Origin of the sequence: Pseudomonas sp. COR18, from assembly GCF_048568395.1 — a bacterium.
Taxonomy (GTDB): Bacteria; Pseudomonadota; Gammaproteobacteria; order Pseudomonadales; family Pseudomonadaceae; genus Aquipseudomonas; species Aquipseudomonas fuscovaginae_B.
In genome coordinates, this window is sequence record NZ_CP183808.1 from 3,186,522 (window position 1) to 3,199,110 (window position 12,589).

Annotated in this window: 10 protein-coding genes and 1 pseudogene; 8 read left to right on the top strand and 3 right to left on the bottom strand. The window is 65.2% G+C overall.

Features of this window, described 5'->3' with window-relative positions:
• Positions 1–70: 70 nt before the first annotated feature.
• The 3 genes from ACM62G_RS14640 to ACM62G_RS14650 all read right to left on the bottom strand — a co-directional run bounded on the left by ACM62G_RS14640 (position 71) and on the right by ACM62G_RS14650 (position 3,687).
• Positions 71–1,972: a PhoX family protein gene (locus ACM62G_RS14640; protein WP_419737381.1), complete on the bottom strand. Its 1,902-nt coding sequence runs from the start codon at positions 1,970–1,972 to the stop codon at positions 71–73.
• Between the two features lie 147 nt (positions 1,973–2,119).
• Entirely contained in the window at positions 2,120–2,884 is a 765-nt protein-coding gene (locus ACM62G_RS14645) for a TOBE domain-containing protein (RefSeq protein WP_419737382.1), read from the bottom strand.
• Between the two features lie 62 nt (positions 2,885–2,946).
• On the bottom strand, positions 2,947–3,687 hold the full coding sequence (locus ACM62G_RS14650; protein WP_419737383.1) for a double zinc ribbon domain-containing protein: 741 nt from the start codon (positions 3,685–3,687) through the stop codon (positions 2,947–2,949).
• Between the two features lie 88 nt (positions 3,688–3,775).
• Between ACM62G_RS14650 and bioB the strand changes: the two genes are divergently transcribed.
• The 8 genes and pseudogenes from bioB (at position 3,776) to ACM62G_RS14690 (ending at position 12,512) form a co-directional block, all read left to right on the top strand.
• Entirely contained in the window at positions 3,776–4,831 is a 1,056-nt protein-coding gene (gene bioB, locus ACM62G_RS14655) for a biotin synthase BioB (protein WP_054059332.1), read from the top strand.
• A 183-nt stretch (positions 4,832–5,014) separates the two neighbouring features.
• The gene (bioF, locus tag ACM62G_RS14660; RefSeq protein ID WP_419737384.1) at positions 5,015–6,205 is read left to right on the top strand and encodes an 8-amino-7-oxononanoate synthase; all 1,191 of its coding nucleotides are present in this window, start codon (positions 5,015–5,017) and stop codon (positions 6,203–6,205) included.
• Positions 6,198–6,929, top strand: a complete 732-nt coding sequence (locus ACM62G_RS14665) for an alpha/beta fold hydrolase (RefSeq protein WP_273825985.1) — start codon at positions 6,198–6,200, stop codon at positions 6,927–6,929. The genes bioF and ACM62G_RS14665 overlap by 8 nt, the downstream gene beginning before the upstream one ends.
• The gene (bioC, locus tag ACM62G_RS14670) at positions 6,922–7,734 is read left to right on the top strand and encodes a malonyl-ACP O-methyltransferase BioC (RefSeq protein ID WP_273825984.1); all 813 of its coding nucleotides are present in this window, start codon (positions 6,922–6,924) and stop codon (positions 7,732–7,734) included. The genes ACM62G_RS14665 and bioC overlap by 8 nt, the downstream gene beginning before the upstream one ends.
• Positions 7,731–8,410: pseudogene (bioD, locus tag ACM62G_RS14675) on the top strand (dethiobiotin synthase). The gene bioC and the pseudogene bioD overlap by 4 nt, the downstream one beginning before the upstream one ends.
• A gap of 127 nt (positions 8,411–8,537) precedes the next feature.
• Positions 8,538–8,831, top strand: a complete 294-nt coding sequence (locus ACM62G_RS14680) for a hypothetical protein (RefSeq protein WP_054057051.1) — start codon at positions 8,538–8,540, stop codon at positions 8,829–8,831.
• Positions 8,832–9,165: 334 nt separating this feature from the next.
• Positions 9,166–10,971: a phenylacyl-CoA dehydrogenase gene (locus tag ACM62G_RS14685; RefSeq protein ID WP_419737385.1), complete on the top strand. Its 1,806-nt coding sequence runs from the start codon at positions 9,166–9,168 to the stop codon at positions 10,969–10,971.
• A 245-nt stretch (positions 10,972–11,216) separates the two neighbouring features.
• Positions 11,217–12,512 (top strand): GGDEF domain-containing protein, encoded by a 1,296-nt coding sequence (locus ACM62G_RS14690; protein ID WP_054057049.1) that lies wholly within the window; start codon positions 11,217–11,219, stop codon positions 12,510–12,512.
• The last annotated feature ends 77 nt before the right edge of the window (positions 12,513–12,589 follow it).

Sequence of the window (12,589 nt, forward strand, 5' to 3'; positions counted from 1 at the left end):
CCGCTTCCACAGGTGCAACTGCGCTTGACGCCGTCGCTGTGGGAGCGCGCTTGCCCGCGAAAGCCGGGTGTCAGGCGCCGATGATCCCGCCATCCTCCCGCCGAATCGCCATCACCGACGACCGTGGCTTGCCATTGGGCAGGTGCTCGGGAAAGGTCGAGCCGCCGTTCTCGCCCGGATGCTGGATGCCGACGAACAGGGTCTTCTGGTCTGGCGCGAAGCTGATGCCGGTCACCTCGCAGCCGACCGGGCCGACCATGAAACGGCGGATCTCGCCACTCGCCGGGTCGGCACAGAGCATCTGGTTGTTGCCCATGCCGGCGAAGTCACCGGCGTTGCTGTAGTCGCCATCGGTGAGGATCCACAACCGCCCGGCCTTGTCGAAGCCCAGGCCATCGGGGCTGTTGAACATGTTCTGCGGGGTGATGTTCGACGAGCCACCCTTGGGCGTCCCGGCATGCACGCCGGGGTTGCCGGCGACCACGAACAGGTCCCATTCGAAGGTTGGGGCGCCGTGATCGTTGCCGGCGGCGTGCCAGCGCAGGATCTGGCCGTAGACGTTCTTCTCCCGCGGGTTCGGCCCACCCACCGGCTGGCCGTCCTCGCCGCGCCTGGCGTTGTTGGTCAGGGTGCAATACACCTGGCCATCGATGGGACTGACGACGATCCACTCCGGGCGGTCCATGCGGGTGGCCTTGACCACGCTGGCGGCGAGGCGGGCATGGATCAGCACCTCGGCCTGGCTGGCAAAGCCGCTGTCGGCATCGATGCCGTTCCTGCCGAAGCTCAGTTCGACCCACTCACCCTTGCCCCTGGGCCGATCCGGGTTGCCGTCGCCGTTGTCGAAGCGCGCCACGTACAGGGTGCCGTGGTCGAGCAGGTCGCGGTTGGCCTTGGGGTTCTTGTGGTTGATGCGGTCGCGGCTGATGAACTTGTAGATGAACTCGCCGCGCTCATCGTCGCCCATGTAGACCACCGCACGACCGTCGCGGGTTTCGGCGAGAGCGGCGTTCTCGTGCTTGAAGCGGCCGAGGGCGGTGCGCTTGACCGGCGTGGACTGCGGATCGAACGGGTCGATCTCCACCACCCAGCCATGACGGTTCAACTCGTTGGGGTTCAGGGCCAGGTCGAAGCGCGGGTCGTGGACGTGCCAGCCGATCTCCTTGCTCGCGGCCACCACACCGTAGCGTTTCTGCGCGGCATCGAACTTCTGCTCGGCATTGCTGCTGCCGAAGCAGTCGGTGAAGTTTTCCTCGCAGGTCAGGTAGGTGCCCCACGGCGTCTTGCCGTTGGCGCAGTTCTGGAAGGTGCCGAGCACCTTGCGCCCCTGCTTGTCGGCGCGGGTCTGCAGCCAGGGATGACCGGCCGCCGGGCCGCCGATGCGGATCGGCGTGTTGCCGTGGATGCGCCGGTTGTAGGGCGAGCCCTGGACGAAGTGCCACTGGTCGTCCTTGCGCTGAATCTCGATCACCGACACGCCTTCGCTGGCCTGGGCCTTGTGCACGTCTTCCAGCGACTGCGGCTGGCCACCGTGAGCGTAGAGGTGGCGGTAGTTGGTGTATTCGTTGTTGATCGCCATCAGCGCGCGATGGTCGTCGCCGGGGAAGGGGAACAGGCTCATGCCGTCGTTGTTGTCGCCGAACTGGACTTCCTGGGCCTTGGCGGTGCCGTTGCCGCTCGGGTCGAAGGCCGGACCGTTCTTCTCCAGTGGCTGGCCCCAACTGATCAGTACCGAACTGGTGTAGCCGGGCGGCAGGCTCAGTTGGTCGCCGGTGGCGGCGGCAATGCTGTCGAAACCCAGCAGCTTGCCGGTGGCGGCGCTGACGCTGGCAGCCATCACGCTGCGGGTCAGCAGGTTGCCGCCGAGGAACAGTGCCGCGCCGCACAGGGCACCGGCACTGATGAAGCCACGGCGGCTGAGGCCGACCATCTGCTCGAGGTCGGTGGATTGGTTGTCTTCTAATAGGCTCATCGTCAGGCTCCCTGCGGTTAGGCAGTCACCTTAATCAGCGCGGATGACGGATTTGTTGCAGGAAAAAGTCGGAATGTTTCGCCCACCCACCGCCGGCTGCAGAATGCCGTCCGTACCTTGTAGGAGCATGGCTTGCCCGCGAAAGCGTCAAAGTGGCGTACCCAGCAACACGAAGGCGGGCGCAAACTGCGCCCGCACCGCGCTCCCGCCGGTCAAACCCAGGGCCGCGAGCTTTTGCGCGGTGGTCAGGGCGCACAGCGTCTGTCCGTTAGGCAAGGTGATTCTGACCTCGGCAGAACCGTTTTCGTCTTCCAGAATGTCCTCGACGATACCGTCCAGACAATTGTTTCCAGGTGTTGCCGAGGCCTGCGGGGCGAGCAGTTCCAGCCAGCCGGCCTTGATCAGGGCGACCACCTGGGTGCCGGTTTCCAGTTCCAGCCGCAGGGTGCTGTCGTGGGTGATCTGCGCCTGCAGGGTCAGGCCCGCGGCCAGTTCCAGTCGTACCAGGTCGTTGCGTCCATGGCTGTCGATGCCGACCACGGTGCCGTGCAACTGGTTGCGGGCGCTGGTGCGCAACATCAGGCGTCCGAGCAGGTCGAGGTCGCTGGCGTCCTCGGCGGCTTCCAGCACCTGCGCCTGGATCGTCTGCAGGCGTTGATAGAGACGCAACACCCGCTCGCCCTCAGTCGACAGTTTCGCCCCGCCGCCGCCCTTGCCGCCGACACTGCGTTCCACCAACGGCTTGTGCGCCAGGTTGTTCAGCTCGTCGATGGCATCCCAGGCGGCCTTGTAGCTCAGGCCCGCGCTTTTCGCCGCGCGGGTGATCGAGCCCTGCTCGGCGATGTGTTGCAACAGGGCGATGCGCTGTGGGCGACGGGCGATGTATTGGGTCAGCAGGACGGGCAGGGACATGGGCGGTGGTGGCAGTGTTTTCAAGGAGGTGCCTTCGAAAGTGCCCGCTGGCGTGGCGGGCGTCAAGCCGGTGCTCCCGGCTTGGGCGTGCGGGCCAGGCAGTAGACATCGACCCGTCGGGCGCCGGCCCGCAGCAGCAGGCGCGCCAGGCTTTCGGCGGTGGCGCCGGTGGTCAGCACGTCGTCGACCAGCGCCAGGTGCAGGCCTGCGACCGAAACGCCGGGGGCCAGGGCGAAGGCGTTCAGCAGGTTGCGCCGGCGCGCCCTGGCGTCCAGTTCCTGCTGGGCGACGGTGTCCTGAATACGCAGTAAACGGTGCTCATCTGTCGGAATCTCCAGGCTTCTGCCAAGCCAGTTCATCAACATCGCGGCCTGGTTGTAGCCGCGCTGGCGTTGCCGTTTCACGGCCATGGGCACCGGCAGCAGCAGGTCCGGTCGCGGCAGGCCGTGGTCGAAGCGTTCGCGCAGGGCCAGGGCCAGTAGTTCGGCCAGCAGGCGTCCCAGCGGCCACTGGCTCTGGTGCTTGAAGCGGGTGATCAGGCTGTCGACCGGGAACTGGTAGGTCCAGGGGGCGATGACCTGCTCGAAGCTGGGCGGCTGTTTCAGGCAATGGCCGCAGGTCAGGCCGGCCATCGGCAAGGGCAGGGCGCAGGTCTGGCAGTATTCCAGCAGCCAGGGCAGTTCGCTTTCGCAGGGGCTGCACAATGGATGGAGGTTGTCGCTGGGCTCGTCGCAGAGCAGACAGTTCTGGTTGTTTTTTAGCCAGATGTAAACCTGTCGTTTGTGATGTGGTTGACAGTCCATGTCGCTTCCTTAAATATGCCGGCATCCGTGTCGTGGTCGTGGCTGTCGCCCCGGCCGCTTGCCCAGCATAAAACAAGGAACTCCAGCGATGAGTGCCAGCACTACCGCCACTTTGCGTCACGATTGGTCCCTGGCCGAGGTCAAGGCACTGTTCGAGCAGCCGTTCAACGACCTGCTGTTCCAGGCCCAGACCGTGCACCGCGCGCACTTCGACGCCAACCGCGTGCAAGTGTCGACCCTGCTGTCGATCAAGACCGGCGCCTGCCCGGAAGACTGCAAGTACTGCCCGCAGTCCGGTCATTACAACACCGGGCTGGAAAAGGAAAAGCTGCTGGAAGTGCAGAAGGTCCTGGAGGAGGCTGCCCGGGCCAAGGCCATCGGTTCGACCCGCTTCTGCATGGGCGCGGCGTGGAAGCACCCGTCGGCCAAGGACATGCCGTACGTGCTGGAGATGGTCAAGGGCGTGAAGGCCATGGGCCTGGAAACCTGCATGACGCTGGGGCGGCTGGATCAGGAGCAGACCGCCGCGCTGGCCGAAGCCGGCCTGGACTACTACAACCACAACCTCGACACCTCGCCGGAGTTCTACGGCAGCATCATCACCACCCGCACCTACAGCGAGCGTCTGCAGACCCTGGCCTACGTGCGCGATGCCGGGATGAAGATCTGTTCCGGCGGCATCCTCGGCATGGGCGAGTCCCTCGACGACCGGGCCGGCCTGCTGATCCAGCTGGCCAACCTGCCGGAGCACCCGGAGTCGGTGCCGATCAACATGCTGGTGAAGGTCGCCGGTACGCCACTGGAGAATGCCGAGGATGTCGATCCGTTCGACTTCATCCGCATGCTGGCGGTGGCGCGGATTCTCATGCCCAAGTCCCACGTGCGCCTGTCGGCGGGCCGCGAGGCGATGAACGAACAGATGCAGGCCCTGGCGTTCTTCGCCGGCGCCAACTCGATCTTCTATGGCGAGAAGCTGCTGACCACCGCCAACCCGCAGGCCGACAAGGACATGCGCCTGTTCGCCCGACTGGGTATCCAGCCCGAAGCCCGCGAGGAACATGCCGACGAAGTGCACCAGGCGGCTATCGAGCAGGCGCTGGTGGAGCAGAAGAGCAGCGAGCAGTTCTACAACGCCGCAGTCTGATCCACACCGCTTTTCCAACGGAACACCGCCCGGCCCTTGGCTGCGCCGATCTCTGTAGGAGCCGGGCTTGCCCGCGAATGCGTCCTCTCGATCGCTAAAAGCTTCGCGGGCAAGCCCGGCTCCTACAGGGGCGGCGCAGCCGGGACCAGGCGGTGTTCTTCAGATTGCATCTGCGAGGCGCCCATGTCCTTCGATCTGTCCGCACGCCTGGCCGCCCGTCGTGCGCAAAACCTCTATCGCCAGCGTCCGCTGCTCGAAAGCCCGCAGGGCCCGGAAGTGGTGGTCGATGGCCAGCCCCTGTTGGCTTTCTGCAATAACGATTACCTGGGCCTGGCCAATCACCCGCAAGTCATCGAGGCCTGGCAGGCCGGTGCCGCGCGCTGGGGCGTGGGCGGCGGTGCGTCGCATCTGGTGATCGGCCACAGCGGCCCGCACCATGCCATGGAGGAGGCTCTGGCCGAGTTCACCGGGCGGCCCCGGGTGCTGCTGTTCAGTACCGGCTACATGGCCAACCTCGGCGCGGTCACGGCGCTGGTCGGGCAGGGCGATACGGTGCTGGAAGATCGTCTCAATCACGCATCATTGCTGGATGCCGGGCTGCTCTCGGGTGCACGGTTCAATCGCTACCTGCACAACGATCCGGCCAGCCTCGCCAAGCGCCTGGAAAAAGCCACCGGCAATACGCTGGTGGTCACCGACGGGGTGTTCAGCATGGATGGCGATATCGCCGACCTGCCGGCCCTGGCCCGTGAAACCCGTGCCCGCGGCGCCTGGCTGATGGTCGACGACGCCCACGGTTTCGGCCCTCTGGGCGCCCAGGGCGGCGGTATCGTCGAGCACTTCGGCCTGAGCCAGGAAGACGTACCGGTGCTGGTCGGCACCCTGGGCAAGGCATTCGGCACGGCGGGTGCGTTCGTCGCCGGCAGCGAAGAACTGATCGAAAGCCTGGTGCAGTTCGCCCGGCCCTACATTTACACCACCAGCCAGCCGCCGGCGCTGGCCTGCGCCACGCTGAAAAGCCTGGAACTGCTGCGCAGCGAACATTGGCGTCGGCAGCATCTGGACGCGCTGATCCGCCAGTTCCGCGAGGGGGCGCAGCAGATCGGCCTGGAGTTGATGGACAGTTTCACGCCGATCCAGCCGATCCTGATCGGTGATGCCGGCCGGGCGCTGCGCTTCTCGCAACTGCTGCGCGAACGCGGGCTGATGGTTACGGCGATTCGGCCGCCGACCGTACCGGCCGGCAGTGCGCGCCTGCGGGTCACGCTGACCGCCGCCCACAGCGAGGCGCAGGTGCGGCTATTGTTAGAAGCATTGGCAGAGTGTTCCAGATTGCTGGGGCCCCATGAGCCGTTGGAGCCACCTCATGCGTGATCGTCTGATTCTGTTGCCCGGCTGGGGCCTTGGCATTTCGCCGCTGGAACCCTTGGCGGCGGCCTTGCGCGGTCTGGACGAGCACCTGCGGGTGGAGATCGAGCCGCTGCCGGCGCTTGCCGGCGGCGAACTGACGGAGTGGATCGAGGTGCTCGATGCCAGCCTGCCGGAGAACACCTGGCTGGGCGGCTGGTCGCTCGGCGGCATGCTGGCTGCGGAACTGGCGGCCCGCCGTGGCGATCGTTGCTGCGGCCTGCTGACGCTGGCGAGCAATCCGCGTTTCGTGGCCGGTGACGGCTGGTCCGGCGCCATGGCCGGGGACACCTTCGAGCAGTTCCTGGGCGGCTGTCGCGCGCAGCCCCAGGCCACCCTCAAGCGCTTCAGCCTGCTGTGCGCCCAGGGCTCGTCGGACCCGCGCGGGCAATCGCGGGTGCTCCTGGGCGGGGCACCGCACAGCAGCCCCGAGGTTCTGCTCAGTGGGCTTGAAGTGTTGGCACAGCTGGACACCCGCGAGGCCCTGCAAACCTATGGCGGCCCGCAGTTGCACCTGTTTGCCGGGCTCGACGGCCTGGTGCCGGCCGAGGCGGCGGGCGAGTTGCTGGCGTTGTTGCCGGATGTCGAAGTCGGCCTGATCGAACAGGCCGGCCATGCGTTTCTTCTGGAAGACCCCCATGGAGTGGCCGGGGCTATCCAGGCCTTTTTGCACGAGTGCGCCGATGACTGATCTTTCTCGTCCGCCGTTGCCGGGCGGCCTGCCCGACAAGCGCCAGGTCGCCGCCTCGTTTTCCCGTGCGGCCGCCAGTTACGACAGCGTGGCCCAGTTGCAGCGCGATGTCGGTGACGAGTTGTTGCGGCGCCTGCCGGAGCAGTTCAGCCCTTCGCGCTGGCTCGATGTCGGCTGCGGTACCGGCTACTTCACCCGGGCCCTGGGCGGCCGTTTTGGTGAAGAGCAGGGCCTGGCCCTGGATATCGCCGAGGGCATGCTCGAACACGCCCGGCCCCTGGGCGGCGCGCGACATTTCATCGCCGGTGATGCCGAGCGGCTGCCGCTGCAGGCGCAGTGTTGCGACCTGGTGTTCTCCAGCCTGGCCGTACAGTGGTGTGCCGACTTTGCCGCCGTGCTCGACGAGGCGCGGCGAGTGTTGCGCCCGGGCGGCGTGATGGCGTTCGCCAGTCTGTGTGTCGGCACCCTGCATGAGCTGCGTGAGAGCTGGCGGGCCGTGGATGGTCTGGTTCACGTCAATCGCTTTCGCGAGTTCGCCGAGTACCAGCGCCTGTGCGCGGCCAGCGGCTTGCGCGTGGTGAGCCTGGAAAGCCGGCCGCAGGTGCTGTTCTACCCGGACGTGCGCAGCCTGACCCACGAGCTCAAGGCGCTCGGTGCGCACAACCTCAACCCCGGACGGCCGGGCGGGCTGACCGGACGCGCGCGGGTGCTCGGCCTGATCGACGCCTATGAACAATTTCGCCAGGCGCAGGGGCTGCCGGCGACTTACCAGGTGGTCTACGCCGTGTTGGAGAAGCCGCTATGAGCGCAGCCTATTTCATTGCCGGGACCGATACCGATGTCGGCAAGACCACCATCGCCGCCGGCCTGCTGCATGCGGCCCGGGCGGCCGGCCTGAGCACCGCGGCGGGCAAGCCGGTGGCGTCCGGTTGCGAGGTGACCCCCTGGGCCTGCGTAACGCCGATGCCCTGGCGTTGCTGGCCGAGTGCTCGTTGCCGTTGTCCTACGCGCAGGTCAACCCGGTGGCGCTCGAGCCGGCCATCGCCCCGCACCTGGCGGCGCGCGAAGCCGGCGTGGCGCTGACGGTGCAATCACTGCTGGAGCCGATGCGCGAGATTCTCGCGCTGCAGGCCGATTTCACCCTGATCGAAGGGGCCGGCGGTTGGCGGGTACCCCTGGCCGACCAGGCCAATCTGTCGGACTTGGCCTGTGGCCTGGGGTTGCCGGTGATCCTGGTGGTGGGCGTACGCCTGGGGTGCATCAGTCACGCCCTGCTGACCGCCGAAGCGATTGCCCGCGATGGCCTGCAGTTGGCCGGTTGGGTGGCCAACATCATCGATCCGAAGACCTCTCGTCTGGAAGAAAACCTCGCGACGCTGGCCGAGCGCCTGCCGGCGCCGTGCCTGGGACGCGTGCCGCGCCTCAAGGCAGCGACCGCACAGGCCGTGGCAGAGCACTTGCAGCTGGATCTGCTGGACTGATGCCCGATACCAGGCGCTAGCTTTTGCCTATTGCCAGGCATTGTGCCATTAGTGTTTTTGACGGGCGTTTTTGCCCGGGTTCTGCTTCAATGCAGCCTGTAATGGTTTCGTACAGTCGAGTTCGCCCATGGAAATCTCAGGTAGCACCGCTTTTTATGCCGGTCTGAGCACTATTCAGTCCGGGCAGAACCGTGTCGACCAGGCCGCCGGCCAGATCGCCAACACCACTGTCGAGCGTTCGCTGAAGAGCCAGTCCTCCGACTCCCAGGTCGAACGGCTGCTGTCGCTGGACCGTAGCCAGCAGGACCTGTCGAACAGTCTGGTCGACCTGTCCCAGGGCAAGCTCCAGGTCGAACTGGGGACCAAGGTCGAGAAGGCCGCGGACAAGGCCCTCGGCACGCTGATCGACACCTACGCCTGATCGCTCCGGCGTAATCCCCATCCGGGCGCGACAGCGCCCGTTTTGTCATGCGCATACCCCTTGTTTTGCCTCGATACCCGGCGTCAGTGGCGCTTGGCGTTCGATGCGTCCGCTCGCCAGATCATCCTCTCGACTATTCTTTCCCTGTTGCCAGCCGCTGCCTGCGGGGCTGCCGGCGATTTCCCGCGCCTATTGTCGGCCTGTATGACCAATGGCTCATGAACGACGCTTGACAAGGCTTTGGCGCAAACGTATGTTTCAAACAACTGTTTGACCGGCGTGGCAAATCGACGCGGTCGCTTATTCCAGGTTTCATCAGCAGAGGTTTATCGCTATGCCTGACTACAAGGCCCCCTTGCGTGATATTCGCTTCGTTCGTGACGAACTGCTTGGCTACGAAGCGCACTATCAGAGCCTGCCGGCTTGCCAGGACGCTACTCCGGATATGGTCAACGCCATCCTCGAGGAAGGCGCCAAGTTCTGCGAACAGGTCCTGGCTCCGCTGAACCGTGTTGGTGATACCGAAGGCTGCACCTGGAGCGAATCGGGCGTGAAGACCCCGAGCGGCTTCAAGGAAGCCTACAAGCAGTTCGTCGAAGGTGGCTGGCCGAGCCTGGCTCACGACGTCGAGCACGGCGGCCAGGGTCTGCCGGAGTCTCTGGGCCTGGCGATCAGCGAGATGGTCGGTGAGGCCAACTGGTCGTGGGGCATGTACCCGGGCCTGTCCCATGGTGCGATGAACACCATTTCCGAACACGGTACCCCTGAACAGCAGGAGGCCTACCTGACCAAGCTGGTGTCCGGCGAGTGGACCGGCACCATGTGCCTGACCGAACCGCACTGCGGCACCGACCTGGGCATGCTGCGCACCAAGGCCGAGCCCCAGGCCGACGGTTCCTACAAGGTCAGCGGGACCAAGATCTTCATCTCGGCCGGTGAGCACGACATGGCGGACAACATCGTCCATATCGTCCTGGCCCGCCTGCCGGACGCACCGGCCGGCACCAAGGGCATTTCGCTGTTCATCGTGCCCAAGTTCCTGCCCAACGCCGACGGTTCGGTCGGCCAGCGCAACGCCGTGTCCTGCGGTTCCATCGAACACAAGATGGGCATCCACGGCAACGCCACCTGCGTGATGAACTTCGACGGCGCCACCGGCTTCCTGATCGGCCCGCCGAACAAGGGCCTGAACTGCATGTTCACCTTCATGAACACCGCTCGCCTGGGTACCGCGCTGCAAGGCCTGGCTCACGCCGAAATCGGTTTCCAGGGTGGCCTGAAGTACGCACGCGAACGCCTGCAGATGCGCTCTCTGACCGGTCCGAAAGCGCCGGACAAGGCCGCTGACCCGATCATCGTGCACCCTGACGTGCGTCGCATGCTGCTGACCACGAAGGCCTTCGCCGAGGGTAACCGGGCGATGGTGTACTTCACCGCCAAGCAGGTGGATATCGTCAAGTACAGCCAGGACGAGGAAGAGAAGAAGAAAGCCGACGCGCTACTGGCGTTCATGACGCCGATCGCCAAGGCGTTCATGACCGAAGTCGGGTTCGAAGCCGCCAACCATGGCCTGCAGATCTACGGTGGCCACGGCTTCATCGCCGAGTGGGGCATGGAGCAGAACGTTCGCGACAGCCGTATCTCTATGCTGTACGAAGGCACCACCGGCATCCAGGCCCTCGACCTGCTGGGTCGCAAGGTGCTGATGACCCAGGGCGAGGCCCTCAAGGGTTTCACCAAGATCGTCCATAAGTTCTGCCAGGCCAACGAAGGCAACGAGGCGGTCAGCGAGTTCGTTGCGCCACTGGCCGCGTTGAACAAGGAGTGGGGCGAGCTGACCATGAAAGTGGGCATGGCCGCGATGAAGGACCGCGAGGAAGTCGGTGCCGCTTCGGTGGATTACCTGATGTACTCCGGCTACGCCTGCCTGGCCTACTTCTGGGCCGACATGGCCCGCCTGGCCGCGGAGAAACTGGCCGCGGGTACCAGCGACGAGGCGTTCTACACCGCCAAGTTGCAGACCGCGCGCTTCTACTTCCAGCGCATCCTGCCGCGCACCCGTACCCACGTGGCCACCATGCTGTCGGGCGCCAACAACCTGATGGACATGCAGGAAGAGCACTTCAGCCTGGGCTACTGAGCCCTGCCGGAGTGACCTCGAAAAGCCGCTTCTCCTTCGGGGGAAGCGGCTTTTTTGTGGGCGCTTTTCGGCATTGCCGATTTATTGGCGTCAATAGCGAAAATTCCTGACTAAAACGCTAAGAAGAAGCCGAGACCTGCCGTTAAAGAGAGAGGATTCGTGATCTCTGTCACATTCTTTGTGCTTTACTCGCGCAAATAAAGGCACAATGCCATCTATTGAATCTGCCGGTCGGAGCTTTACCCTTGCCGCGTTCTCCTGCTGTACATGCCAGTCATTTTCTACCCTCCGTCATGTTGTTGCTTGCGGGGCTCGCGGCGGCCTACGTCAAGGATCTCAACGTCTTCTTCACTTCGCTGTTCAACGTTCTGCCGACCCTGGTGCTGTTGCTCGGCGGTTCCTATTGCGCGGTCTATCGGCGCCAGCGCGAACTGTTCCTGATGATCACGGTGTACATCGCCTACTTCCTGCTTTCCACCCAGGCCGATTACTACCGCGACCATGGCAGGGTCCGACAGGATGCCGCAGTGGTTTTCCACCTGGTCTGCCTGCTGTTGCCACTGCTGTTCGGCGTGTTCGCCGCCTGGCAGGAGCGCACGCACCTGTTCCAGGACATGATCGCGCGGTTTGCCGTGCTGCTGGCGGTGGGCAGCGTGGCCCTGGGCCTGGAGCAGAGTTACCCGGAAGCCCTGCTCGGCTGGCTGGCGGAAATCCGCTGGCCCGCATTGCATGGGGCGTGGATGAGCCTGATCCAGTTGTCCTACCCGGTGTTCCTCGCGGCGTTCCTGCTGCTGACCGTGCAGTACTGGCGCAACCCGCGGCCGCTGCATGCGGCCCAACTGATCGGCCTGCTGGGCCTGTTCTGGATGCTGCCGATGACCTTCATCCTGCCGTTCACCCTGAACATCATGTGCAGCCAGGTGATGCTGATGATCGCCGCGGCGGTGGCCCACGAGGCCTATCAGATGGCGTTCCGCGATGAACTGACCGGGCTGCCCGGCCGTCGCGCGCTCAACGAGCGGATGCAGCGCCTGGGGCGCAACTACGTGTTGGCGATGACCGACGTCGACCACTTCAAGAAATTCAACGACACCCATGGCCACGACGTCGGTGACCAGGTCTTGCGGCTGGTCGCGAGCAAGCTGGCGAAGGTCAGCGGCGGCGGCCGGGCCTACCGCTACGGTGGCGAGGAATTCGCGGTGGTGTTCGCCGGCAAGAGCCTTGAAGAATGCCTGCCGCACCTGGAGGTGATCCGTGAGGTGATCGCCAACTACAGCATTCAACTGCGCAACCCGGACAGCCGCCCGCAGGACGACCAGCAAGGCCGCCAGCGCCGTTCGGGCGGTGGTGCGTCGAGTGTGTCGGTGACGATCAGTATCGGCGTCGCCGAGCGCCAGCTGGATCAGCGCACCCCGGACGAAGTGCTCAAGTCCGCCGACCAGGCGCTCTATGCCGCCAAGGGGGCCGGGCGCAACTGCGTCATGGCCGCCGGGCAGACCGCCAAGCGCGGCGCGGTGCGGACCAAGGAAGCCGTGGGCTGAGTGATGGTGGAGCATTCAGCGGCTGGACTGTGATTGCCCGGGGGCGGGCGCCGACAGTAGGTTGAATCATCTGCTGC

Excerpts from the sequence above, each read along its gene's own strand:
- ACM62G_RS14640 (WP_419737381.1), bottom strand. The coding sequence starts at position 1,972 with ATGAGCCTATTAGAAGACAACCAATCCACCGACCTCGAGCAGATGGTC.
- ACM62G_RS14645 (WP_419737382.1), bottom strand. The coding sequence starts at position 2,884 with ATGTCCCTGCCCGTCCTGCTGACCCAATACATCGCCCGTCGCCCACAG.
- ACM62G_RS14650 (WP_419737383.1), bottom strand. The coding sequence starts at position 3,687 with ATGGACTGTCAACCACATCACAAACGACAGGTTTACATCTGGCTAAAA.
- bioB (WP_054059332.1), top strand. The coding sequence starts at position 3,776 with ATGAGTGCCAGCACTACCGCCACTTTGCGTCACGATTGGTCCCTGGCC.
- bioF (WP_419737384.1), top strand. The coding sequence starts at position 5,015 with ATGTCCTTCGATCTGTCCGCACGCCTGGCCGCCCGTCGTGCGCAAAAC.
- ACM62G_RS14665 (WP_273825985.1), top strand. The coding sequence starts at position 6,198 with ATGCGTGATCGTCTGATTCTGTTGCCCGGCTGGGGCCTTGGCATTTCG.
- bioC (WP_273825984.1), top strand. The coding sequence starts at position 6,922 with ATGACTGATCTTTCTCGTCCGCCGTTGCCGGGCGGCCTGCCCGACAAG.
- ACM62G_RS14680 (WP_054057051.1), top strand. The coding sequence starts at position 8,538 with ATGGAAATCTCAGGTAGCACCGCTTTTTATGCCGGTCTGAGCACTATT.
- ACM62G_RS14685 (WP_419737385.1), top strand. The coding sequence starts at position 9,166 with ATGCCTGACTACAAGGCCCCCTTGCGTGATATTCGCTTCGTTCGTGAC.